General features: G+C 63.7%; 26 protein-coding genes and 1 pseudogene. 13 read left to right on the top strand and 14 right to left on the bottom strand.

Annotated features, from left to right (window positions below):
• Positions 1–36 precede the first annotated feature (36 nt).
• From ACYG9Z_RS24115 to ACYG9Z_RS24105, 3 genes are all read left to right on the top strand, one after another.
• Positions 37–231 (top strand): hypothetical protein, encoded by a 195-nt coding sequence (locus tag ACYG9Z_RS24115; protein WP_023689866.1) that lies wholly within the window; start codon positions 37–39, stop codon positions 229–231.
• Positions 232–345: 114 nt separating this feature from the next.
• Positions 346–615, top strand: a complete 270-nt coding sequence (locus tag ACYG9Z_RS24110; RefSeq protein ID WP_023697755.1) for a hypothetical protein — start codon at positions 346–348, stop codon at positions 613–615.
• Positions 616–708: 93 nt separating this feature from the next.
• Positions 709–1,014: a hypothetical protein gene (locus tag ACYG9Z_RS24105; protein WP_023671444.1), complete on the top strand. Its 306-nt coding sequence runs from the start codon at positions 709–711 to the stop codon at positions 1,012–1,014.
• Positions 1,015–1,036: 22 nt separating this feature from the next.
• On the opposite strand, the gene ACYG9Z_RS24100 is transcribed toward ACYG9Z_RS24105, so the two are convergent.
• Entirely contained in the window at positions 1,037–1,450 is a 414-nt protein-coding gene (locus tag ACYG9Z_RS24100; RefSeq protein WP_023693743.1) for a DoxX family protein, read from the bottom strand.
• A 143-nt stretch (positions 1,451–1,593) separates the two neighbouring features.
• A complete protein-coding gene (locus ACYG9Z_RS24095; protein WP_023747791.1) occupies positions 1,594–2,067 on the bottom strand; it encodes an Lrp/AsnC family transcriptional regulator in 474 nt (157 codons plus the stop codon).
• A gap of 114 nt (positions 2,068–2,181) precedes the next feature.
• On the opposite strand from ACYG9Z_RS24095, the gene ACYG9Z_RS24090 reads away from it, so the two are divergent.
• Both ACYG9Z_RS24090 and ACYG9Z_RS24085 read left to right on the top strand, forming a co-directional pair.
• Positions 2,182–2,739, top strand: a complete 558-nt coding sequence (locus ACYG9Z_RS24090; RefSeq protein ID WP_023740024.1) for an RBBP9/YdeN family alpha/beta hydrolase — start codon at positions 2,182–2,184, stop codon at positions 2,737–2,739.
• Between the two features lie 83 nt (positions 2,740–2,822).
• Complete coding sequence (locus tag ACYG9Z_RS24085) at positions 2,823–3,188, top strand: VOC family protein (protein ID WP_023753167.1); 366 nt, start codon at positions 2,823–2,825, stop codon at positions 3,186–3,188.
• Here the strand turns inward: ACYG9Z_RS24085 and ACYG9Z_RS24080 are convergent.
• Positions 3,185–3,349, bottom strand: a complete 165-nt coding sequence (locus tag ACYG9Z_RS24080; protein ID WP_023685945.1) for a hypothetical protein — start codon at positions 3,347–3,349, stop codon at positions 3,185–3,187. The genes ACYG9Z_RS24085 and ACYG9Z_RS24080 overlap by 4 nt on opposite strands.
• 88 nt (positions 3,350–3,437) lie before the next feature.
• Positions 3,438–3,600, bottom strand: a pseudogene (locus ACYG9Z_RS24075) (SDR family oxidoreductase); the annotation flags it as partial.
• Between the two features lie 133 nt (positions 3,601–3,733).
• Between ACYG9Z_RS24075 and ACYG9Z_RS24070 the strand changes: the two are divergent.
• Positions 3,734–3,910 carry a hypothetical protein gene (locus ACYG9Z_RS24070; protein WP_023671438.1) on the top strand — a complete coding sequence of 59 codons (177 nt, stop codon included), beginning with the start codon at positions 3,734–3,736 and terminating at the stop codon, positions 3,908–3,910.
• 110 nt (positions 3,911–4,020) lie between these two features.
• Positions 4,021–4,314, top strand: coding sequence for a DUF982 domain-containing protein (locus ACYG9Z_RS24065; protein WP_023753169.1), 294 nt, complete (start codon positions 4,021–4,023; stop codon positions 4,312–4,314).
• 49 nt (positions 4,315–4,363) lie between these two features.
• Here the strand turns inward: ACYG9Z_RS24065 and ACYG9Z_RS24060 are convergent, their stop codons facing one another.
• Entirely contained in the window at positions 4,364–5,083 is a 720-nt protein-coding gene (locus ACYG9Z_RS24060; RefSeq protein WP_023671436.1) for a Crp/Fnr family transcriptional regulator, read from the bottom strand.
• A gap of 195 nt (positions 5,084–5,278) precedes the next feature.
• On the opposite strand from ACYG9Z_RS24060, the gene ACYG9Z_RS24055 reads away from it, so the two are divergent.
• Both ACYG9Z_RS24055 and ACYG9Z_RS24050 read left to right on the top strand, forming a co-directional pair.
• Positions 5,279–5,596, top strand: a complete 318-nt coding sequence (locus tag ACYG9Z_RS24055) for a DUF6894 family protein (protein WP_023753170.1) — start codon at positions 5,279–5,281, stop codon at positions 5,594–5,596.
• 106 nt (positions 5,597–5,702) lie between these two features.
• A complete protein-coding gene (locus ACYG9Z_RS24050; RefSeq protein WP_023753171.1) occupies positions 5,703–6,203 on the top strand; it encodes a hypothetical protein in 501 nt (166 codons plus the stop codon).
• A gap of 35 nt (positions 6,204–6,238) precedes the next feature.
• Here the strand turns inward: ACYG9Z_RS24050 and ACYG9Z_RS24045 are convergent, their stop codons facing one another.
• The 3 genes from ACYG9Z_RS24045 to ACYG9Z_RS24035 form a co-directional block, all read right to left on the bottom strand.
• Positions 6,239–8,353, bottom strand: coding sequence for an EAL domain-containing protein (locus tag ACYG9Z_RS24045; protein WP_023715168.1), 2,115 nt, complete (start codon positions 8,351–8,353; stop codon positions 6,239–6,241).
• 145 nt (positions 8,354–8,498) lie between these two features.
• Positions 8,499–9,056, bottom strand: a complete 558-nt coding sequence (locus ACYG9Z_RS24040; protein ID WP_023693751.1) for an RNA polymerase sigma factor — start codon at positions 9,054–9,056, stop codon at positions 8,499–8,501.
• A gap of 151 nt (positions 9,057–9,207) precedes the next feature.
• Complete coding sequence (locus tag ACYG9Z_RS24035) at positions 9,208–9,597, bottom strand: DUF427 domain-containing protein (RefSeq protein ID WP_023693752.1); 390 nt, start codon at positions 9,595–9,597, stop codon at positions 9,208–9,210.
• An 818-nt stretch (positions 9,598–10,415) separates the two neighbouring features.
• Between ACYG9Z_RS24035 and ACYG9Z_RS24030 the strand changes: the two genes are divergently transcribed.
• Genes ACYG9Z_RS24030 through ACYG9Z_RS24015 form a run of 4 tightly spaced genes read left to right on the top strand, consistent with a single transcriptional unit; the run spans position 10,416 to position 15,016 of the window.
• Positions 10,416–10,907, top strand: coding sequence for a Csu type fimbrial protein (locus ACYG9Z_RS24030; RefSeq protein ID WP_023685937.1), 492 nt, complete (start codon positions 10,416–10,418; stop codon positions 10,905–10,907).
• Positions 10,908–10,933: 26 nt separating this feature from the next.
• Positions 10,934–11,656: a fimbrial biogenesis chaperone gene (locus ACYG9Z_RS24025; RefSeq protein ID WP_023715167.1), complete on the top strand. Its 723-nt coding sequence runs from the start codon at positions 10,934–10,936 to the stop codon at positions 11,654–11,656.
• A complete protein-coding gene (locus ACYG9Z_RS24020) occupies positions 11,628–14,045 on the top strand; it encodes a fimbria/pilus outer membrane usher protein (protein ID WP_031244293.1) in 2,418 nt (805 codons plus the stop codon). Before ACYG9Z_RS24025 ends, ACYG9Z_RS24020 begins: the two co-directional genes overlap by 29 nt.
• A 14-nt stretch (positions 14,046–14,059) precedes the next feature.
• Entirely contained in the window at positions 14,060–15,016 is a 957-nt protein-coding gene (locus ACYG9Z_RS24015; RefSeq protein ID WP_023753173.1) for a Csu type fimbrial protein, read from the top strand.
• On the opposite strand, the gene ACYG9Z_RS24010 is transcribed toward ACYG9Z_RS24015, so the two are convergent.
• The 6 genes from ACYG9Z_RS24010 to ACYG9Z_RS23985 all read right to left on the bottom strand — a co-directional run bounded on the left by ACYG9Z_RS24010 (position 15,010) and on the right by ACYG9Z_RS23985 (position 21,043).
• Positions 15,010–15,996: a branched-chain amino acid ABC transporter permease gene (locus ACYG9Z_RS24010; protein ID WP_023707120.1), complete on the bottom strand. Its 987-nt coding sequence runs from the start codon at positions 15,994–15,996 to the stop codon at positions 15,010–15,012. The genes ACYG9Z_RS24015 and ACYG9Z_RS24010 overlap by 7 nt on opposite strands.
• Before the next feature lies 1 nt (position 15,997).
• Positions 15,998–16,885 carry a branched-chain amino acid ABC transporter permease gene (locus ACYG9Z_RS24005; protein ID WP_023753174.1) on the bottom strand — a complete coding sequence of 296 codons (888 nt, stop codon included), beginning with the start codon at positions 16,883–16,885 and terminating at the stop codon, positions 15,998–16,000.
• Between the two features lie 175 nt (positions 16,886–17,060).
• Positions 17,061–17,765 carry an ABC transporter ATP-binding protein gene (locus ACYG9Z_RS24000; protein WP_023671422.1) on the bottom strand — a complete coding sequence of 235 codons (705 nt, stop codon included), beginning with the start codon at positions 17,763–17,765 and terminating at the stop codon, positions 17,061–17,063.
• Positions 17,762–18,553, bottom strand: coding sequence for an ABC transporter ATP-binding protein (locus ACYG9Z_RS23995; RefSeq protein WP_460222854.1), 792 nt, complete (start codon positions 18,551–18,553; stop codon positions 17,762–17,764). The genes ACYG9Z_RS24000 and ACYG9Z_RS23995 overlap by 4 nt, the downstream gene beginning before the upstream one ends.
• 14 nt (positions 18,554–18,567) lie before the next feature.
• Positions 18,568–19,776 carry an ABC transporter substrate-binding protein gene (locus tag ACYG9Z_RS23990; protein ID WP_023743303.1) on the bottom strand — a complete coding sequence of 403 codons (1,209 nt, stop codon included), beginning with the start codon at positions 19,774–19,776 and terminating at the stop codon, positions 18,568–18,570.
• 208 nt (positions 19,777–19,984) lie between these two features.
• Positions 19,985–21,043: a GSU2403 family nucleotidyltransferase fold protein gene (locus ACYG9Z_RS23985; RefSeq protein ID WP_023753176.1), complete on the bottom strand. Its 1,059-nt coding sequence runs from the start codon at positions 21,041–21,043 to the stop codon at positions 19,985–19,987.
• Between the last annotated feature and the right edge of the window lie 147 nt (positions 21,044–21,190).

The raw sequence follows: 21,190 nt of genomic DNA, 5'->3' as shown, positions 1-21,190 counted from the left end.
GCCCCCTCCGTGCCGTACGCCTGCTGGAGGACGATCGTGGTGGCCGGAGAGCCCAATGACGTTCGCGTGGAACGTGTCGACCGCCGCCAATGGGCGGTGCTGGTTGCCGAGAATGGCACGGTGACCCAGCATCTGTTCATGGCCCAGGAAGCGGCCGAGGAGTTTGCCGACGGCGAGCGGACAAGGCTCGGCCTTCCCGCCAGGCCGCCGGCGGCGGATCCGCTGGCCTGAACAGTCCTTCGACCGGCTGCAGGATACAAGACGCAGCCTTCGACAGGCCGTCTAGCGACTGGTCATTAGCTGGCTCTTATGGAATCATTCCACTCCAACTCGGGGGAGAGCGGGATGGACAAACCAGCCATGGCATCCGTGTTCAGGATGCGGCAAGCGCCAGCCACTGTTTCGGGCGTTCGCAGCGTCGGCCAAGGCCAGGCCGATCCGGTCATCGGCAGAAGGCCGCTCGGCGAGGCGATCCGCTTCGTCATCGACGCCCATCCCCATTACGACATCAGCGGCGTTTCGATCGCCTATGGCGACGGCTCGGCCCCGCGCCTCGGCAGCCGGGAGGTCAAGGCGCTGTGGGCCGAATATGGCCGCCGCTGGATGGAAGAGTAGCGCAGGCCATCGGCCGACGCCTATCGCTTGCATCCCGTCCGGATCGTAACAGCGGCTCATGCGTTGAGCGTGAGCCAAATGGGAGCAACAGCCATGAACGTCGCCAATCTGCAACTCGAAGGCCTGCTGATGGCCGTCGCCTCGATCAATCAGGTGCTGGTGCGCAAGGGCCTGCTCACGGTGGAGGATATCGACATTGCGCTGCGCAAGGCCGAGGCCATCGAAACCGGCGAGGAGCGGTCCGACGGCATGTCGGAGTCCAACCGCGACGCCGTCAACTTTCCGATCAGACTGCTGGAACTGGCCAATCAATGCCAGCCGGAGGCGGACATGCCGTCCTTCTCGAAACTGGCCCGCATGGTCGGCCAGATGAAGGAACCCTACAACGACCAGATGTGAGGCGGTCTGCCGACGCGGGGCCTCACCCTCGGCCAAGTTTCGAGGCAAGCACGCTGCCCGGTCCATGCACGGCGGCAAACAGCAGGCCGGCGGCGAACGGGAAATGGGACATGAAGGCGCCGAACTCGGCCTGGTTGCCGGCCCAGTGCGACGGACCGTGGAAGGCAAAGCCTAGGAAGACCACGTAGACGGCGGCGACCACGGCGGCCGGCGTGAAGAACGCTCCGGTCAGCAAGGCGATCACCAGCAGCGTTTCGAGGATCGCGGCGCACCAGGCCAGAAACAGCGGGAACGGGAAGCCGGCGGCGGCGATGTAGCCGGCGGTCATGTTCATATCCATGAACTTGAAGGCTGCCCCCATCGCGAACATGGCGGCCAGGGTCAGGCGGGCGATGAGAATGGCCGCGGTCTGCCATGGCGATTGAACGGCTTCCATGATGTCCTCCAAGGGTTGCAACGGGTTTCGCCCCAAGGACGGGCGCCACGCCGCCGATCCTACACCAGCCCGCGAAATTCTTTCGCGGCAAAGCCGAACCTCGCAAAGGAGGCGCTTGCAATCCTCTTGCCGCGAGTGGCCGCTCAGAGCTTCGCCATCAGCTCCCGCCCCAGCCGCTTCGGCGGCTCGGCCCGAAGCACCACATTGGTCGTCACCGCGCCGTAGCGGCCGATGGCGTCGACGATGCTTTCGAGGTCGGGCGGCGACGGCACGACCACCTTGACCAGAAAACAATCCTCGCCGGTCACCCGCAGTACCTCGAGCACCTGCGGCATGGCGGCGAATTTCTTCAGGCAGGTCTGGATGTGCTCATGCGTGGTGCGCAGGCGGATCATGGCCATGGTGCCGAGACCGAGGGCGGTGGGATCGATCGCGGCCCGGTAGCCGGCGATGATGCCGCGCTCCTCCAGCCGCTTCACCCGCTCCGACGTCGCGGGCTGGGACAGGCCGACGCGGCGGCCGAGTTCGGAAATGCCGATGCGGCCATCCTCCTGCATGATCTCGATGATTGCCATGTCGGTGGGGTCGAGCCGTGGCCGGTAATCGCCGTTTGTCATGAACACCTTCAATCCATCGGAATTCTTCGTCGCTTTCCGATGATCTCTCATTCCGCGAACAAGGAGAAGCCCTAGGATTGGGACATCATCTGCGGCGAAGAAACAGGATTTTCCATGACCGACTTCATCATTCTGCCGGGCAGCGGCGGATCGGGCGAGGCCCACTGGCAGACACGCTGGCAACAGGCCGACCCGGCGATGCGCCGCTTCAGCCCGGCAAGCTGGGAGCTGCCGGATTTGGACGACTGGGTGGCGGCGCTGGACGTCGCGGTGTCACAGGCACAGACCCCGCCGGTGCTCGTCGCCCACAGTCTCAGCTGCCTGCTGGTCGCGCATTGGCAGGCGGTGTCGAGCCGTCGGATCGGCGGGGCGTTTCTGGTTGCGGTTCCCGACCCGGCCTCGCCGGTCTATCCCGCTTACGGAATTCCCTTCGCCGATACGCCGCGCGGGCCGCTTCGCTTCCCCTCGCTGATCGTGGCCAGCACCGACGATCCCTATGATCCGAACGGCTATGCCGGTGAGAAAGCCACACAATGGGGCAGCGAACTGCACATCGCCGGGCCGCTTGGTCACATCAACAGCAATAGCGGGCTGGGCGACTGGCCGGCGGGAGTGGAGCTGCTGACGGCCTTCGTGAGAGACAGACAGGCCGACCACGCAATCGCACCGTAGGCGCCCGAAGCGTGCGCCGCGGGCTTGCCCCAGCTTGTCCCGCCAGCTATCTCTCGGGAGGGCGTTTGTGAGGGAGCCTGCGAATGGTGTCCGTCCGATATCTGGTCCGCGATGTCGATCTGTCCATCGCGTTTTATACGAGCCATCTGGGCTTCGCGCTGAAGCAGCAATTCGGTCCGGCGATGGCCATCCTGACGCGCGGCGACCTCTCGCTCTGGCTCGCCGGTCCCTTGGCGTCGGCAGCCAGGCCGATGCCGGACGGCCGGACACCCGAGCCGGGCGGATGGAACCGCTTCGTGCTCGAGGTCGAGCAATTGCCGTCAATCGTGACTAAGATGGGCGAGGCCGGCGTGGGGTTCCGCAACCAGATCGTCGAAGGTCCGGGCGGGCGACAGATTCTTTGTGAAGACCCGTCCGGCAACGTGATCGAGCTGTTCGAGCCAAGCTAGACTTCGGCCGTCGCCTCGGATTCGGCGCCGGGCTTTGCCTGGCCTTCCCACTGCCGCTCCGCCTCTGCTTTGCGCTTCGGACAATCCTCGTAGTCATGCTCTCGCGAACCGCAATAGGAGCAGCATTTTGCCGGCGTGTCGGTTCGAAGCATTGTGGCCATGCACAAGAATGCACGAAAATTCATCCGGTTGCAGCAGCGTCTGCGACGTCGCTGCTGGGATGCGTGACCGCCAGCCTGGCGACGCCGCTCAACAGCCGCCGACGATCGGCAGACTCTCGCCGGTGATGTAGCTTGAACATTGCGGCCAGGAACACATAGGCGGGCGCGATCTCCTCCGGCTGGGCCGGGCGCTTCATCGGGGTTCTTGGCGCCGAATTGCGAGACATCGCCGCCTGCTTGTCGGACGGGTGACCAGCAAAGGTGGCGGCAGACATTGCGCGCGGCGCGTATTCGTCCGGCCTATATCAAAGTTAAATGCGGATGCTGGGCGTGAGGTGGTAGGTGATCGCGATGGGGGGACTCTCAACGCGCTCGAGGTGTCCCATGGACGTTCGAAATCTGATTGCCAAACTGTCGGCCGCGGTATTGCACCGCCGCGCCGCGTCTTCGCCGATACTGTTCAGGCCGATCCGCAACTCGCTCGCCGACATCCCGTTGAAGCCGGCGCCGCGGCCGCCTTATCGTCCGCATCGGCCGATCTGGCCGGCAAGCAACATGTAGCTCGCGCTGCAACCAGTTTGTGATTTCCTCGTTTATGGCGATCCCGTTTTCAAGGAGGCAAGTGATGAGATCGATCCGGGCGAGACGCGAATGGTTTGGATGGTGAGCGCATGAGCCGTTTTCTGCCCCTGACGATCAGATTCGTGGACGGAAGCGCGATGACGGTGTCGTCGATCGCCGACGCCAGGAGGGCGCTCGGCGGAACATGGAAGAACAAGCAGACGGCGGCCTACAAGGTGGCCGACAGGCTGGTGGACGACGCGTTGAACGGCATTTGCCGCCCGGACATCGCCTTTGCCGCTTTCCAGAATGCCGCCGCCCAACAGGGCTTGCTGAAGCCGGCCAAGCCAAGTGCCGCCCTTGCCATGCTCGACGAATTGGCGTCGCTGGATGGGCATCGTTGAAAGACCGGCTGACGGATTGCCTGCGCTGTCATGGCGAACGCCGGATAGCCTATCTCGGCTCGCGGTTCATGCTGAGATAAGTCGGGTCGAACTCGGCGATTTCCACCAGCTGCTGCCAGTCCAGAATGGTCACCATGTAATTTGCCCAGCCGATCACACCGATCTTGCGCAGCGCGCCGATGACCCGGTTCATGTGGACCACCGAAAGCCCAAGCACATCGGCCAGTTCCGCCTGCGACAGGGGAAGCCGGAAACTCATGCCGTTGGTCTGCTTGACCACCTGCAGCCGGACGAACAGCTCGCACACAAGATGCGCCAAATGCGAAGTCTTGGACCGCCGGCCCATGGCCACGATCCATTCCCGGTGAATGGCGCCATCGACGAGCGTGTCCAGCCACAGCAAGCGGCTGAGATGAGGCGCCTGTTCGGTGATCGTCCTTAGCCGACTGTGGTCGGCGGCGATCACCCGGCATGGCGACAATGCGATGATGCCATGGTCCATTGTCTTGAGCAGAAAGGCGTGCAGATCGACAAAATCGCCGGGCACCTGCAACGAGGTGAACTGGCGGCCGCCATCCTCCAGCACTTTGTAGCGCGCCGCCAATCCCTCGATGATGAGCGTGCTGTAGCCTGGCCTCGACCCCTCGGAAACGATGTCCTGGCCAGTGGCAAAATCCATCTCGATGGTCATGGCGGCGGCCAGCAGCCCCTTTTCCTGCTCGGACAAAGCGTCATGCTGGCCAAGGTTGAGATAAAGCGGTTCTAGCATCGAGGATCCAGTTCGAGATTTCATGGACATTGGTGGCCTAGCCAAACGCCGGAGATCGGGTGCGGTTGCAATCGGCCGGCACGGCGACGGCTCCTGGCAGGAAATCTGCTCAGGACACAGTCGCATGGAACCATGGGTGCGGGTTGGGATTTAATCCATGTCGCTCAAAAATGGCCCTGATTTTGAGACAACGACATGCACAAAAACACAGACCTGAAGCGCGTCGCCTGCGCCCTTTCAACCGCGACGCGCTTTAGCGTTCTCCAGCAGGGACTTGCACATATGGAACGGTTCTACTTCGACTTGTACAACGCCGAGACCCAGATTGACGAAGAGGGGCAGCTTTTTCCCAGCCGGGAGCGTGCGGGAGCCGAAGCGCTGCGCATATTGCACGATGTGGCGCGCGACGAGATACCGGAGGGCGACCACCGGCGGATCACCGTCAAGATGCTGAACGAGAACAGGGAGCAGATATTCGAAGCGTCGCTGACCATGGCGTCGCTGTGGAGTTGAACTCGTCGACCCTGTCGAGGACTGTATGGAACCTCTTGCCCTCCCCTCTGTTTCCTAAGGAGGGGCCAGCGGCAGAAGCTGCCCGGCTGATTGACTGGAGGCATCTATGTCCTTGCAAAAGCTTCATCCCGAGCAGGTCGACGACACACGCAGGCTTGCCTATTCGACCTTTGCCCCGGCGCTGATCGGTTGGCTCACCAAGCGTCTGGCGCGGTGTCAGGGCGTCAAGGAATTGGGCGCCCTGGAAAAGTCGCTCATCCGCCTGATCGAAGACTCCGATGTCGATGGGCCGCAAGCCGAGGCGATGAAAGAGTTCGCCATCGAGCTGGTGGTGTCGACGATATCGGAAGCCCGCGCTCACCCCGACACCAAGAGCGATGTCGAAGCCGTTGGCGAGCGCCGCGCCGAAGGCCGCTCCGAGAACCCGCAGACGCTCGAGGAGCAGTTGCAATCAGGCCTCGAAGACAGTTTTCCGGCCAGCGATCCGCCCGCCGTCGTCTCGACCGCCATTTCCGGCGGCTCGAAGGACCTTGTCGGCACCGACGAGGTGTTGCGCCGCAAGAAGGAGGCGGCGCAGCGAAAGCAGGAAAAGGCCGACGCCGGTTAGCCGGACAAGTCGCCAGCTCGGGCGATGACAAGCCGTCAGCCGAAGCGCTTTTCCGGTGACTGTCCGCTGGATGGTGACTGTTCGCCGGCCCGCGCGACGATCGCCTCAAGCGGCTCCGGCCGGTGCAGCAGAAAACCCTGGCCATAGGCCACGCCCATGCCGCGCAGAATGTCGAGCGCTTCCTGCTGCTCGATCTTTTCGGCCACCACCGCGCAGCCGAGACTTTTGGCGATGCCCGCTATGGCCGAGACGATCTCGCGGTCGAAACGGCTTTCCGCGATATTCTCGATGAACGAGCCGTCGATCTTGATCTGATCGACCGGAAAGCGCCGCAAATATTCGAACGAGCTCATGCCGGCGCCGAAATCGTCGAGGCTGACACGGCATTGCCGCTCGCGCGCCTTGCGCACGAACTGCTCGGCGGCGTCGAAATTGGTTACGGCCGCGGTCTCGGTGATCTCGAAGCCGATGCCGGAATGCGGCGCCCCGGTCTCGGCGATGACGGCGTCGACGAAATCCCACAGCAGCGGATCGCTCAGCGTCTGCGCCGACAGGTTGAAGCCGAGCAAGATGGCGCCTGAGCGCATCGCCTCGCCATGCTGCGAAAGCGCTGTCCTGATGATCCAGCGGTCCAGCCGCGAGGCAATGCCGAAGCGCTCGGCGACCGGAATGAATTCGTTGGGCGGGATCAGCTTGCCATTGCGCCCGGCAAGCCGCGCCAGCACCTCGACATGGCGGCTCTCCTGCCAGGGCTGGCCGAGCAGATGGATTTCCTGGCCGAACAGTTTCAGCCGCCCTTCATCCATGGCGTCGACCGTGTCGGCGGCGACACGCGCAGCGTTGAGGCCGCCGGAGCCCGACGCCGCATCGGCCGAAAACACCGCGAAGCGATTGCGCCCGGCCGCCTTGGCGGCATAGCAGGCGTCGTCGGCGCAGGCCAACGCATCGGCAACCGTGGTGGTGGTGTCCTCGACGAAGGCGATGCCGATGCTGGCCGCGAGTTTTCGCGAGGTCGCCGGCAGTCCGAGGTCGGCGTCACGGACCGCCGCAAGAATCGCGCCGGCCAGCGCCTCGGCCTTGGCCGATTGGCAATTGGGCACCAGCAGCGCGAACTCGTCGCCACCGAGGCGCGCGGCACGCGCCGATGCCGGCAGGCAGCCCAGAATACCGGCGGCCACACCCTTCAGCGCCAGGTCGCCGGCGGCGTGGCCGGCGAAGTCGTTGAGCGCCTTGAAGTAGTCGAGATCGACGTAAAACACCGCCAGCGGCAAAGCCCGCTCGGTGGCGATGTGCACGGCCAGCAGCCGGTCGAAGGCGGCACGGTTCAAGAGGCCCGTCAGCGCATCGTGGTGAGCGGCGTAGGCGAGTTCCCGCTCGCGTTTCTTGTCCTCGGTGATATCGCGCACGGTGCCGAGAATCTGGCCCGCTGTCTCAGGCGCCGCGATGAAGCGCACCAGCGATTCGACATGGCGGATTTCGCCGTCGCGCCTGACGATGCGGTATTGCGCGGCGACGACGCCGTCGGTCGAAAGCGGCGCCAGATGGGCGCGCTCTGCGGCATCCTTGTCGTCGGGGTGCAGATAGGAATGCCAGAGGTCGGCGGCCACCTCGTCGGTGTCGGCGACCAGGCCGAATATCTCCCTGGTGCGGGCGTCCCAATAGCTCTTGTTGGCGTCGATATCGTGATGCCAGATGCCGGTGCCGCTGGCCGCCAGCGCCAGGCGAAAGCGCACATTGACCCGCTCCAGTTCGGCTTCCGCCTCTTTCTGCCGGCTGATGTCGGTCTGTACGCCCATCAGCCTGACCGGCCTGCCCGTCTCGTCACGCTCGACAATGCCGCCGCGGTCCAGCACCCAGATCCAGTGGCCGTCCTTGTGCTTGAGGCGTAGCTCGGTCTCGATCGAGGCGGTCAGGCCGGAAATGTGCCGCTCTCCGCTGGCCAGCGCCCGCTGGCGGTCGTCGGGATGCGTCAGCTTCAGCCAGAGGTCGTCGCTGTTGGCAAGCTCGCCATCCTCATAACCCAGCATGTGCGACCAGGTTGGCGAATAGAAACAGTCGCCGCTCAAAATATCCCAGTCCCATACGCCGAGATGAGCGCGTTCGAGCGCAAGCGCCCAGAATTCGCCGTTGCGTATTTTCTCTTCAGCCATGCCCTGGTTTCGCTCACTCCGTCGCCGCCACTATGCACGCAAGCAGAGAAGAAAGCGTTACCGGGTGCGCCGCGCCCACAGTGCGGACAAGGCCTGCAATCGTGCCGGACCATGCCGTAAGGCGTCATCATGCGATTGGGGCTCGTCATGCCATTGGCGCCCTGATTGGAACCGCCCTGCCCGGGCCTGGCTCGACGATCCTTATCGCGCGGCGGCGCGCATTGTCCTCGAGCAGGCCGCGCAGTTCCTCACGGCCGCGCGCGATGCGCGACATCAGCGTGCCGGCCGGCACGCCGAGCATCTCGGCGGCCTCGGCATAGGAGAAGCCCTCGATGGCGACCATGGTCAGCGCGGCACGGCGGTCGGGGCTGATCGCCTGCAGCGCGTCGATGATCTCGCGGGCCGCGACATTCTCCAGCTGGTCGGCGGGAGAGGCCTGCACCTCGCCGGCCTCCAGCGGCAGCATCGAGGCCTCGCCTCGCCGGTTCACCTTGCGCATCTGGTCGATGAACAGATGATGCATGATCGTGAACAGCCATTTTCGCGGGCTCTCTCCCGTCTGCCAGTTGTCCAGCCGCAGCAGCGCCCGCTCCAGGCAGTCCTGGACGAGATCGTCGGCGGAATCGCGGTCGCGCAGCAGCGAGCGCGCATAGCGGCGCAGGCGCGGGATTTCGTCGAGAATTGCTCTCTGCTTTTCGTCCATGACCTTTTGTCTTCGTTTCGGCATGCCGTTGCCGCAAAACCGCTGCGCCCCCGGGTGAGGACAGCTTTGGCTGATCTGAAAAATTCCTCTGTTCATGCCTGTCGTCGGCTCCAAAAACGCTGGGCACTTTTGGGCGACAGGCATGACGCGCTCAGCGCGGCGCGGCGTCGATGGTGACCCGGTGTGGGTAGAAGGCGCCGTGGTCGCGAATTTCAGTCATCTCGTCGAAAGGCTGCTCATAGGCCCACATCGCGTCGTTGCCGGTTTCACCCGCCGGCAGCACGTTCCAGTAGCTGGCGTCACCCTTGTAGGGGCACAGCGTCGACCGCTCCGTCTTCTTGAGCTTGCGGAAGTCGATGTCCTCGAACGGGATGTAGAAGGAGAAGGGATGGGGCGGCTCGGTCACCATTTTGGCTTTTGCCGAGGAAGCGATGATGGTGCCGTTTGCAAACACGACGACACGCCCGGTGAAGGGCTCGACGGTGATCACCTTGCCCGGATTGCGCCTGAAGCCGGGTGACGGGTTCGCATGCTGATCCATGACTGCTCTCCTTGTCCGCTGGTGGTTCGATGCCGGTCGACGGCGTCAGCTCTCACTGGTCACTGATGGGCCGGCGACAGCGGTCACACGCGACAGCTTCTGGCGCTTTTCGAGCTGTGGCTTTTCATAGGTCTTCTTCATCGTTCTTCCTTTTCTGACGTCTGGCAGCCGGTCCGCGCGGCTGCCGGTCGTGGATCATGGCTCCAAGGGACAACAGGCGCATCTCCCGTCCGGCCGATGCGCCGCCGAAGGAAATCCGGGCCAGCGTGGCAAGAACGATTCGCATGTGTTTCGCCGCGATCCGACGGCGGTGGATTTATCTCAGCCGGGACGGCCATGCTTGGGCCGGGCGGAACACGGTTTTGGCGAATGCGGCCCTGTCAGCACGACCGCAAGGCTTGGACAGGCGCGAACAGCTACCGGCGCGGCTATGGCGATGGCTGCTTGGCGCCGGTGCACGCCGCGAAATATCGATAATAAAGGACGACAGGTGAGACTCTACAAAATCAAGATGATTTGCCAGATATTTCGCCTTTTCGGCACGAGAAGCAAAATAAATTTTCGACAGACAAACTTTCACTTCGGAAAAATGTCCATTTCATCTCTGTTAACCAAATATTAACCAAAATTATCCGATACATACCGAAGTTATTCGCTGTCGCAATCCGAATCTAAGTTGTAATAATCATTGCACAGTTCGCTTATGACATTACTGTATCGTTGATGTCTTGCGAAGCATGCAACGGAGGAGCTGTAGGAGTGAAATCCGGGTCAAGACTGTGTTGCGAGGAACGGTCTGCCCGACGGAGGAAACACGCATGAGATTGCTGAAATATGCGCTGCTGGCGGGAGCGTCGCTGCTTCCCATCCTGCCCGCGATCGCCGCGACCGCGACGGGCAGCATGAATGTCCGCATCACGATTACCGACGAATGCAAGGTGCAGACGGCGAGCGATCTCGATTTCGGCTCGCACGGTGTCATTGATGCGAATGTCGACCAGACCAGCACCATCAACGTGCAATGCACGACCGGCAAGTCCTACAATGTTGGTCTGAGCGCCGGAGCGGGCGCGGGCGCAACGGTTGCTGTTCGCAAGATGACCGGGCCGGCGTCGGCGACGATCGACTACACCATCTACAGGGAAAGCACCCGGACGCAGCTTTGGGGCACCACGATCCCCACCGACACGGTCGGCGGAACCGGCAACGGCGCCATTCAGCCGCTGACGGTCTACGGGCGTGTTCCACCGCAGACGACACCGGCGGCGGGCCTCTACACCGACACCGTTGCGATCACCATAACGTACTGACAATCGATACCAACACGAGGACGATCATGCGATCCATGCTTTCACGCATCGGAGCCACGGCTGTTCTGTTGCTGTGCGCCGGTCTCTCACAAGCCGCTTCGCTCAGGGTGGCGCCGACAGGTCTCGAGCTGATCTCGCCCGACGCCTCGGCGGTTCTCAACCTCAGCAACGATGACCCCAAGCGGCCGATCAATGTGCAGATACGCGTCTTCGCCTGGAGCCAGGCTGGCGGGATCGAGACGCTGACGCCGACTACCGACGTCGTCGCCAGCCCGCCATCGACCAAACTCGGACCCAATGCCCAATACGTGGTTCGCGTCGTGCGCGTCAGCAAGGCGCCGGTGCGGGCCGAGGAAAGCTACCGCGTCATCGTCGACGAGTTACCCGACCCGTCGCGCAAGAAGGCCGGTACGGTCGCGCTCGCGCTGCGCTACTCCGTGCCGGTGTTTTTCCGCGACGCCGATGCGGCCGCGCCGGCAGTCGCCTGGAGTGTTTCGCGCAAGGGCGGCAGTCTTGTGCTGACAGCCAGCAATACCGGTGAAAGTCGTCTCCGCTTGTCCAACCTATCCCTGACCCAGAACGGCAAAAAGCTCGGCAACCGAAACGGGCTCGTCGGTTATGTCCTGGGCGGCGCGACCATGCAGTGGCCGATCGGCAGCGGCAAATCACTGTCCGCGGGCTCCGTGCTTTTGAAGGCACAGAGCGATCTTGGACCCTTCGATGCCAACGTTGCCGTCAAGGGCAAGTAGCGTCGCTGTCATCGTCGCGGTTGCGACTTTCACACCTTGCTTGGCGGTGCGTTCGCAGGAATTTCCGGCCGTGACGAACCTCGAACAGCCGGCTTCCGTTTTACCAGCGGGCCGCAGCCTCTATCTCGAGGTGTTCATCAACGACGTTTCGACCAAGCTGGTCGGCAATTTTATCGAGATGCCGGATGGTGGGCTGGCGGCGGCGCCCCAAGAGCTGAAGGAGGTCGGCCTGAAACCGCCGGAGGACATAGCCGACGCCGGCGGCCTGGTCAGGCTCGACCAGTTGGCCGACGTTTCGTTTCGGATCGATGAGGTAGCCCAGCGCCTCTACGTCACCGCCGCCAATGACAGCCGCGAGGCGCGCATGGTCGATCTCGGCTTGCGCTTGCAGGACCGGCCGGCGCCGCAATCGGGCTTGGGCGCGGTTCTCAACTATTCGCTGTTTGCCAGCTCCAACACATTGTTCGACAAGGACGTCGAGCTGTTCCAAGGCGTTTCCGGCGGCTTCGATGCGCGCGCGTTCAGCCCCTATGGAACGCTCAGCCAATCCTTCATCGCCGGCTATTCCGACGGCAGGCTGGGCGGCTTCACGCGGCTCAACACGACATGGAGCTATTCCGACCCCGACCGGCTGATGACCTACCGCGCCGGCGACTTCATCTCCGGTGGATTGTCGTGGACGCGTCCGATCTATCTCGGCGGCATCCAGGCGCAACGCAACTTCCACCTGCGATCGGACCTGGTGACGCTACCTCTGCCGTCCTTCGGCGGCACGGCGGCGGTGCCGTCGACGCTCGAGGTCTATACGCAGAACGTGCGCACCTATTCCGGCGACATCCAGCCCGGGCCGTTCCAGGTCACCAATCTGCCGGTGTTCACGGGCGCCGGACAGGCGCAGGTGGTGCTGCGCGACAGCCTCGGCCGCGAGACCACGGCCACCTTGCCGTTCTATGCCTCCAGCATGCTGCTGCGCCAGGGACTGCTCGACTTTTCCGTCGAGGCAGGGATGGCGCGGCGCAATTTCGGCATCTCATCCGACGATTATGACGGCCGCGTCATGGGGGTCGCCAGCGCGCGTTACGGCGTGACCGACCGGCTGACATTGGAAGCCCATGCCGAGGGCGGCGCCGATCTGATCAATGGCGGCATAGGTGCTGCCTTCCCGCTCGGGGCATATGGCGCAGCTTCGCTGGCGGTCGCCGGCAGCCATCATGACCGGCGCACCGGCTCGCTGGTCGATGCCAGTGTCGAATTCGGCTATGACGGCTGGGCGATCAACGCCCACATGCAGCGGGCCTTTGGCGGCTATGAAGACATCGCCTCGGTGACGGCGGAGCCGGTTCTCGACCCCGACGACTTCACCCGTTTCAGCGCCGGCGTGCCGCGCGCGGTCGACCAGGTGACACTCAGCGTGCCGATGCCGATCGATTTCTCCAGCCTCAACCTGTCCTATACGCATTTGAAGAGCGCCGAGGGCGAAAGCAGCCAGATCGTCGGCCTGTCCTACAGCCAGGCGATCTTCAAGCGCAGCACGCTCTATGCCACCGCCTTCGCCGATCTCGACGACGACAGCAGCTATGGCGTGTTCGCCGGGATTTCGATCCCGTTCAACGACGAGATCTCGGCGTCGACAGGCGTCGAGCAAGGCCCTGACGGCCTCAATGTCACTGCCGACCTCGCCAAATCGGAGCGGGCCGAGGACGGCAGCATCGGCTGGCGGCTGCGCACCTCGGAGGGCGAGGTACCCAATCGTTCGGCAGCGGTCAGCTACCGCGCGCCGTTTGCGCGTTTCGAGGCCGGCGCCCAGCAATTCGACAAGGACTTTCGCGTGACCGGCCAGATGGACGGCGCCATTGCGGTCGCAGGCGGCGGGGTGTTCGCCACCAACCGCATCGACGATGCCTTTGCCGTCGTCGATGTCGGCACGCCTGATGTCGAGGTCTTGCATCAGAACCGGCCGGTAGGCAGGACCGACAGCAAAGGCCGCATCCTGGTCACCGGGCTCAACTCTTATGAGCTGAACACGGTCTCCATCGACCCGAAGAATCTACCAGTCGACGCGGATGTCCCGGCTACCAAGGAGACCGTCGTCCCAGCCGACCGCAACGGCGTCGTGCTGAAGTTCGGCGTGTCCGAGGCGGCGCAGGCCGCGCTGGTGACGCTGGTCGACTCGAGCGGAACGCCACTCGAAGCCGGACTCTCGGGACGCGTCGATGGCGGCACTGAAGACTTTGTCGTCGGCTATGACGGGCAGGCCTACATCAAGGGCCTCGGCAAGCAGAATTCAGTGCAGGTCGAGCGCGCTGACGGCGGTTCATGCCGGGCAGAGTTTCCCTTCGAGGCGGCGCGCGGCCGGCAAGTGGTGATCGGGAACGTGGTGTGCCAATGAGAGCTGGAGGAAAAATGCTGCGCGCCGTAATCATCGCCCTGCTGCTGGTGCTGCTCCCGTCGCTCGCCCGGGCGCAGAGCTGCAGTTACACCGTCACCAGTTTGAATTTCGGCCTCATCGACACGCTGTCGGGCACCGCGGCGACATCGACAGCCACCTTCACCGCGACTTGCAGCGGCAGTTTGCCATTGCTGCTGCCCGTCCTGGTCTGTCCGCATATTGCCGCCGGCACCGGCGGTGCAACCTCGGCGGCGGCCCGGCAGATGGCGAGCGGCGTCAACAGCCTCAACTATCAACTCTATTCGGACCCCGCAATGAGCGTTGTCTGGGGCACCTATAACTGGGCCTATGCCTCGCGCCCGCCACCGCTGCTGCTGAGCCCCAATCTCTTCGGCAACTCAATCGACACCCTGACGCTCTATGGCCGGGTTCCCGGCGGCCAGGCGACCGTCCCGCCGGGCACCTATCTGTCGACATTTTCGGGCGGGCAACTCGAGTTCCGCTCCCGGACAACCCTGTTGAGCAGCAGCTGCGACACCGGCGCGGGCAACTTGGGCACCAGTCCGACCTTCACCATCAACGCCACGGTCGCGGCAAACTGCCTGGTCGCCACCCAGAACATCGATTTCGGCTCCAAGGGCGTGCTCGACGCCAATGCCGATGCCACCGGCCAGGTTACGGTCACCTGCACCCCGTCGACCGCGTACACGGTTTCCCTCAATGGCGGCACGACAGGGGGCACGCCGACCAACCGCAAGATGTCGAAGGGGGCCGAGCGGGTCACCTACGGCCTCTACAAGGACATTGCGCGCGCGCAGCCCTGGGGTGATGCCGGAACGCCGGGAAGCACGGTGGCCGGCACCGGAACCGGTACCGCCCAGGCGCTCACCGTCTATGGCCGCGTGCCGCCGCAGACGACGCCCTCGGCCGGCGTCTACACCGACACGGTGGTGGTGACCATCACCTATTGATCGCGGGCCTCCTCGCCGTTGGCCGGCGCCAGCCAGCGCGCGTAAATCTCGCCGACGATGCCGCGGCGAAAGACCAGCACGCAGATCATGAAGATCAGGCCGGTGGCGATGGTCACCGGGAAGCCGGAGGTGGCGAGGGTGTTTTCCAGCCCGACTACCAGGCCGGCGCCGACTACAGGACCGACCATGGTGCCGATGCCGCCGAGCAGTGTCATCAGGATCACCTCGCCCGACATCTGCCAGGTGACATCGGTCAGCGTCGCGAACTGGAAGACGATCGCCTTGGTGGCGCCGGCAAGCCCAGCAAGGGCTGCCGACATGACGAAGGCGGCGAGCTTGTAGCGGCCGACCGAATAGCCCAGCGAGATGGCGCGGTTCTCGTTCTCGCGGATCGAACGCAGGATCATGCCGAAGGGCGAGTTGACGATGCGCCAGACGGCGAAGACGCCGATGAGGAAGACGGCAAGCACGACGAAATACATGTTGAGCGTGACGTTGAGATCGACGATGCCGAACAGATGCCCGCGCGGCACGCCCTGTATGCCGTCCTCGCCTTCGGTGAACGGCGCCTGGACACAGAAGAAATAAAACATCTGCGCCAGCGCCAGCGTGATCATCGAGAAATAGATGCCTTGCCGGCGGATGGCGAGGAAGCCCATGACCAGGCCGAGCACGGCCGCTCCGGCGGTGCCGAGCAGGATGCCGGCCTCGGGCGGCCAGCCCCATGCCTTGACGGCGTAGGCGCAGAAATAGGCGGCGGCGCCGTAGAAGGTGGCGTGGCCGAACGACAACAGCCCGGTGTAGCCGAGCAGCAGGTTGAAGGCGCAGGCAAACAGCGCGAAGCACAGCATCTTCATCAGGAAGATCGGATAGACGAAGAAGGGCGCGGCTATCAGCGCCAGTATGGCCAATGCCAGCAATACCCGCTCCAGCCGCACGGAGGCGGCGGTGCGCTGTTGGTGAAGGGTTGCCTCGCTCATCTCAGGCGTCCCTTCCGAACAGGCCGGCGGGGCGCAGGAGCAGCACGACCGCCATGATGACGAAGACGACGAGGTTCGACGCCTCGGGATAGAACACCTTGGTCAGGCCCTCGGCGAGGCCAAGCATATAGCCGGTGACGATGGCCCCGAGGATCGAACCCATGCCGCCGACCACGACGACGGCAAAGACGACGATGATGATATCGGAGCCCATCAGCGGACTGACTTGGTAGACGGGCGCGGCGAGAATACCGGCAAGGCCGGCGAGCGCCGCGCCGAGCCCATAGGTGAGCGTCAGCAGCAGCGGCACGTTGACGCCGAAGGCCTGCACCAGCTCGGGATTTTCGGTCGCGGCGCGCAGATAGGAGCCGAGCCTGGTCTTTTCGATCAGGAGCCAGGTGCCGATGCAGATAATGAGCGAGGCCACCACCACCCAGCCGCGATAGTTGGGCAGGAACATGAAGCCGAGATTGGTGCCGCCGGCAAGCTGCGCCGGAACGGCATAAGGGTTGCCCGACACGCCGTAGTAGAAACGGAACACGCCTTCGATGACCAGCGCCAGTCCGAAGGTGAACAGCAGCCCGTAGAGCGGATCCAGGCGGTAGAGCCGCGACAGCGCCACGCGCTCGACCGCCATGCCGAAGACGCCGACGATGATCGGAACCAGGAGCAGCGCCGGCCAGTAGCCGATGCCGAGATGGACGAGCAGCAGGTAACCGATGAAGGCGCCGAGCATATAGAGTGCGCCATGGGCGAAATTGATGATCCGCAGCAGGCCGAAGATGACGGCCAGGCCGAGGCTCAGCATGGCGTAGAAGGAGCCGTTGATCAGCCCGACCAGCATCTGGCCGAGCAAGGCCTGGACGGGGATGCCGAAGATCATGGTCATGGCGTCACCGAGGGTGTTGCAAGCGGGATGCGTCTGTGCGGCACGTACCCCCACCCGGACCTTCGGTCCGACCTCCCCACAAGGGGGAGGTAGGGCGGTGGCTCTCCACCCTCCCCCTTGTGGGGAGGGTCGCTGCGCAGCAGCGGGGTGGGGGTACTGCCGTGGGCTGTCGTCATCATACCCCCAACACCTCGTGCAGCTGTTGCGTGTGAGCGGCAAGCTCGCTTACGGCAAAACCCTCCACCACCTTGCCGTGCTCCATCAGGTAGAAGCGGTCGGCGATGCGGGCGGCGAAGCGGAAATTCTGCTCGACGAGCAGGATGGTCATGCCGCGCTTTTTCAAGGTCGCCAGCAGTTCGCCGATGCGCTGGACGATGACCGGCGCCAAGCCCTCGGTCGGCTCGTCGAGCAGCAGCATCTGCACGCCCGTCCGCAGGATGCGGGCGATGGCCAGCATCTGCTGTTCGCCGCCGGAGAGTTTGGTGCCGGGGCTGTTGCGGCGCTCCTTGAGGTTGGGAAAGAGATCGAAGATCTCGTCGACGCTCATGCCGCCCTTGGCCACCACCGGCGGCAGGATCAGGTTCTCGTCGACGGTGAGCGTGGCGAAGATGCCGCGTTCCTCCGGCACGAAGCCGATGCCGCGATGGGCAACACGATGCAGCGGCAGGCGCATCAGGTCGCTGCCGTCGAACGCGACGCTGCCGCTGCGCTTGCGGACCAGCCCCATGATGGCGCGCAGCGTTGTGGTCTTGCCGACGCCGTTGCGGCCGAGCAGCGTCACGGTCTCACCGCGAAAAACGTCGAGGTTGACGCCATGCAGCGCATGGCCCTCGCCATACCAGGCATGGAGATCGCGCACGGCAAGCAGCGGCTCACTCATGCTCGGTCCCCCTGCTCGGTCCCCATGTAGGCGACCCTGACGCGCTCATCGTTGCTCACCGTCGCGTAGTCGCCGGCGGCGAGCACCTGGCCGCGCTGCATGACGGTGATCCAGTCGCAGAGGTCGGCGACGACGGTGAGATTGTGCTCGACCATCAGCACGGCGCGGTCCGTTGCCAGCGAGCGGATGATGCCGGAAATGACGCCGACATCCTCGTGCCCCATGCCGGCCATCGGCTCGTCGAGCAGCAGCACTTTCGGGTCGAGCGCCAGCGTGGTGGCGATCTCGAGCACGCGCTTCCTGCCATAGGAGAGATCGCCGGCCGGACGATGCGCGACATCGTCGAGACCGACGACGGCAAGCAGTTCGCGCGCCCGTGGAGTCAGTTGGTCAAGCGCGGCCAGCGAGCGCCAGAACTGGAAGCCGAGCCCGCTCGGCCGCTGCAAGGCGACGCGGACATTGTCGAGCACGCTCAGATGCGGAAAGATCGCCGATATCTGGAACGAGCGGACGAGACCCATGCGCGCCACCCTGGCCGGCGCGGTGCGGGTGATGTCGTTGCCCAACAGTTCGATCCTGCCGCTGCTCGGCTGCAGGAACTTGGTCAAGAGGTTGAAGATCGTCGTCTTGCCGGCGCCGTTCGGCCCGATCAGCGCATGGATCTGGCCGTGATGGGCGTCGAGGTCGACATTGTTGACGGCGACGAAACCGGCAAAATCGCGCCGCAGGCCGCGGGCGGAGAGCACCACCCGCGGCTTGATTTCGGCACCGTCCGGCTGGACGGCCACGGCTTGCGCCAGCGTCACTTGGTGACGAGCGGGCAGCCGCTGTCTTCGGCCTTGATGAAGGCCTTGTCGCCCGGAATGGTCGCAAGGTAGGTGTAGTAGTCCCAGTCCTTCTTCGACTCCTCGGGCTTCTTGACCTGATAGAGATACATGTCGTGCACCATCGACCCGTCGGCCTGTACCTTGCCGTTGGCGTTGATGATGTCGTCGACGGGCATTTCATGGAGTTGCTTGGCGACCGCCTCGGTCTCGTCGGTGCCGGCCTTGTCGATGGCCTTGAGATATTGCAGCACCGCCGAATAGGTGCCGGCCTGGATCATGTTGGGCATGCGGTTGGTGCGCTTGAAGAAGCGCCCGGCGAAGTCGCGGCTCTTGTCGTCGCGGTCCCAGTAAAACCCTTCGGTGAGCACCACGCCCTGCGCCGCCTGCAGGCCGAGGCCGTGCACCTCGGCAAGGGTGAACAGAAGGGCTGCCAGCCGCTGGCCGCCGGCGACAATGCCGAACTCGGCCGCCTGCTTGATGGTATTGGAGGTGTCGAGGCCGGCATTGGCAAGGCCGATAACCTTGGCGCCGGAGGACTGCGCCTGCAGCAGGAAGGAGGAATAATCCGTCGATCCCAAGGGGTAACGCACCTCGCCCAGCACTTTGCCGCCGCTTGCCTCAACAACCTTTGAGGTCTGCTCCTTCAGCGAATAGCCGAAGGCATAGTCGACGGTGATGAAATACCAGCTGTCGCCGCCCTGCTGCACCAGCGCGCCGCCGGTGCCGACCGCCTGCGAGTGGGTATCGTAAGCCCAGTGGAAACCGTAGGGCGAGCATTGCTTGCCGGTCAGGTCGGCCGATGCCGCTCCGGTAACGATGTCGATCTTCTTCTTTTCCTTGGACAACCCCTGGACGGCGAGCGCCACCGAGGATGTCGTCAGTTCCATGATCGCGTCGACCTGCTCGGTGTCGTACCACTGGCGCGCAATGTTGGAGGCAATGTCGGGCTTGTTCTGGTGATCGGCGTTGACGATCTCGATCGGCGCGCCCTGCACCTTGCCGCCAAAATCCTCGACCGCCATCTTGGCGGCCTCGACCGACCATTTGCCGCCGAAATCGGCATAGACGCCCGACTGGTCGTTGAGGATGCCGATCTTGACCTTGCCGTCGGAAATTTCGCCGGCCGCCGCCGGCATCGCAGTCGCCGCAAGCAGCGCGGCTGAGACGAGATAGGATGCTTTCACAGGTGGTTCCTCCCTTGTGGCCGACGCTGGAAAACGCGGCGGCCTTGCAATGGTTCAACAGTTCCGTCCGGTTCTCGCTGAAATCCGGGCCAGCGCCCGCCACTTCTCCTCTTGGCAACCCCTCCGCCCTGGGTGCGCCGGGAACCGTAGCATCACATTTCGCGAGGCGAGAATGCTATTTTCGTAGCATGGCGTGCTAGCGCGGCCGCTACCAGTCGGGCTCAATTGGAGAGTCTTCGGAAAAGCCGCTCGGGCCAGGCAGAGAGAGCGTTGCGGCCGAAGCGTCCAGCAGTGCCCCCGGAAGCCCTTTGAGATGCTCGCTGTCCAGCGGAAGCGCAAGATAGCCCGTGGCAATGCGTGCAGCCGCTTCCGCCTGTTCACGATCTCTCATTGCCTTGACCGCAGACCGATCAGGCAGCGTGGCCAGCCAAGCCTTGTGCAGAGCGAACATTCGAGGGTCGACCGTCGGCATGCTTACGGGATAGCCACGCTCATCGATCGCCACAGCCTCCACCTTTGGAGCGTTGATGAGCCATTGCAGCCCCTCCATGGGTGCGCTGTCGAGATCGTCGGCAAGCTGTGTAATCGAGGTAGTGGCGTTGTCCTTGAGGACATGTCTTGCCTGCGGACGGATCAGGTCGACCAGATAGCCATCACGGTTCGCTGCCCTGAAGGCCCGGGGCTGGAGCGGCTTGAAGGACCTGTCCACTTTACGCAACACGCCTATCAGGCCGGACTGGCTTACCCTCTCGCCGGTCACGAAGCTGATGCGGCGTCGGGAATCGAAGAGCAGGTCGATGTCGCCGGTTGCCGTGAGACCGCTGGTGATCTGGACGCCCGCCAGAGCCTCGTAAGCGAACAGCGCATTCGTGCCGACGACCAGCAACTGCTTGCCCAGCAGGTCTGTTTCGGCGCACCGCCGCAATATCCGTGCGGCGATGGCCGGTACCCTGCCCAACCCCATTGCCACATTGACTTTCGCCAGGCCGTTCAGGCGATCGGCCAGACCTGCCAGCAGATCCTTGTTCTGCACCCTGCCCTCGGAAAACGCAGCGAACGCCTTCTCCGTCTGGCTGCTTTTTGGCCCGAGTGAATTCTCGACCTGCCGGACCTTCCGCAGCAGGTATTCAGCACCGTTGCGCTCAACCCAGCGCATGCTGCCTGCAAAGCGCCTTTGGCGCTGGTCATCAGCATGCTGCCAGGCCTCGTAGACCTGTTGCGTATCTATGAGTTGGCGCCGCTGCTCGCCGGTCAACTCTCTCAGCATCGGTTTCCACTCTTAAGTCAGGATCAAGTCAACATAGTGGAAAACTCTTAATTAACAACATGTTGTTATGTTTTTTCCACTATCGCAGCTATCACCCGAACGAGGAGTGGAAAATACCGTAAAAACAATAGGTTATGTCCGAGCAAG

It is taken from the genome of Mesorhizobium sp. RSR380A, from assembly GCF_054719385.1.
The sequence above is the reverse complement of the archived record's forward strand: the minus strand, read 5'-3'. Positions and strand labels throughout refer to the sequence as shown.

What these genes read in the sequence shown, in the direction of transcription:
- ACYG9Z_RS24085 (WP_023753167.1), top strand. Translation starts at nt 2,823, where the DNA reads ATGGTGTCCGTCCGATATCTGGTCCGCGATGTCGATCTGTCCATCGCG.
- ACYG9Z_RS24045 (WP_023715168.1), bottom strand. Translation starts at nt 8,353, where the DNA reads ATGGCTGAAGAGAAAATACGCAACGGCGAATTCTGGGCGCTTGCGCTC.
- ACYG9Z_RS24000 (WP_023671422.1), bottom strand. Translation starts at nt 17,765, where the DNA reads ATGAGTGAGCCGCTGCTTGCCGTGCGCGATCTCCATGCCTGGTATGGC.
- ACYG9Z_RS24025 (WP_023715167.1), top strand. Translation starts at nt 10,934, where the DNA reads ATGCGATCCATGCTTTCACGCATCGGAGCCACGGCTGTTCTGTTGCTG.
- ACYG9Z_RS24100 (WP_023693743.1), bottom strand. Translation starts at nt 1,450, where the DNA reads ATGGAAGCCGTTCAATCGCCATGGCAGACCGCGGCCATTCTCATCGCC.
- ACYG9Z_RS24055 (WP_023753170.1), top strand. Translation starts at nt 5,279, where the DNA reads ATGCACAAAAACACAGACCTGAAGCGCGTCGCCTGCGCCCTTTCAACC.
- ACYG9Z_RS24010 (WP_023707120.1), bottom strand. Translation starts at nt 15,996, where the DNA reads ATGAGCGAGGCAACCCTTCACCAACAGCGCACCGCCGCCTCCGTGCGG.
- ACYG9Z_RS24110 (WP_023697755.1), top strand. Translation starts at nt 346, where the DNA reads ATGGACAAACCAGCCATGGCATCCGTGTTCAGGATGCGGCAAGCGCCA.
- ACYG9Z_RS24070 (WP_023671438.1), top strand. Translation starts at nt 3,734, where the DNA reads ATGGACGTTCGAAATCTGATTGCCAAACTGTCGGCCGCGGTATTGCAC.
- ACYG9Z_RS24090 (WP_023740024.1), top strand. Translation starts at nt 2,182, where the DNA reads ATGACCGACTTCATCATTCTGCCGGGCAGCGGCGGATCGGGCGAGGCC.
- ACYG9Z_RS24060 (WP_023671436.1), bottom strand. Translation starts at nt 5,083, where the DNA reads ATGCTAGAACCGCTTTATCTCAACCTTGGCCAGCATGACGCTTTGTCC.
- ACYG9Z_RS24080 (WP_023685945.1), bottom strand. Translation starts at nt 3,349, where the DNA reads ATGGCCACAATGCTTCGAACCGACACGCCGGCAAAATGCTGCTCCTAT.
- ACYG9Z_RS23985 (WP_023753176.1), bottom strand. Translation starts at nt 21,043, where the DNA reads ATGCTGAGAGAGTTGACCGGCGAGCAGCGGCGCCAACTCATAGATACG.
- ACYG9Z_RS24050 (WP_023753171.1), top strand. Translation starts at nt 5,703, where the DNA reads ATGTCCTTGCAAAAGCTTCATCCCGAGCAGGTCGACGACACACGCAGG.
- ACYG9Z_RS24065 (WP_023753169.1), top strand. Translation starts at nt 4,021, where the DNA reads ATGAGCCGTTTTCTGCCCCTGACGATCAGATTCGTGGACGGAAGCGCG.
- ACYG9Z_RS24105 (WP_023671444.1), top strand. Translation starts at nt 709, where the DNA reads ATGAACGTCGCCAATCTGCAACTCGAAGGCCTGCTGATGGCCGTCGCC.
- ACYG9Z_RS24035 (WP_023693752.1), bottom strand. Translation starts at nt 9,597, where the DNA reads ATGGATCAGCATGCGAACCCGTCACCCGGCTTCAGGCGCAATCCGGGC.
- ACYG9Z_RS24040 (WP_023693751.1), bottom strand. Translation starts at nt 9,056, where the DNA reads ATGGACGAAAAGCAGAGAGCAATTCTCGACGAAATCCCGCGCCTGCGC.
- ACYG9Z_RS24005 (WP_023753174.1), bottom strand. Translation starts at nt 16,885, where the DNA reads ATGACCATGATCTTCGGCATCCCCGTCCAGGCCTTGCTCGGCCAGATG.
- ACYG9Z_RS24030 (WP_023685937.1), top strand. Translation starts at nt 10,416, where the DNA reads ATGAGATTGCTGAAATATGCGCTGCTGGCGGGAGCGTCGCTGCTTCCC.
- ACYG9Z_RS24095 (WP_023747791.1), bottom strand. Translation starts at nt 2,067, where the DNA reads ATGACAAACGGCGATTACCGGCCACGGCTCGACCCCACCGACATGGCA.
- ACYG9Z_RS24020 (WP_031244293.1), top strand. Translation starts at nt 11,628, where the DNA reads ATGCCAACGTTGCCGTCAAGGGCAAGTAGCGTCGCTGTCATCGTCGCG.
- ACYG9Z_RS24015 (WP_023753173.1), top strand. Translation starts at nt 14,060, where the DNA reads ATGCTGCGCGCCGTAATCATCGCCCTGCTGCTGGTGCTGCTCCCGTCG.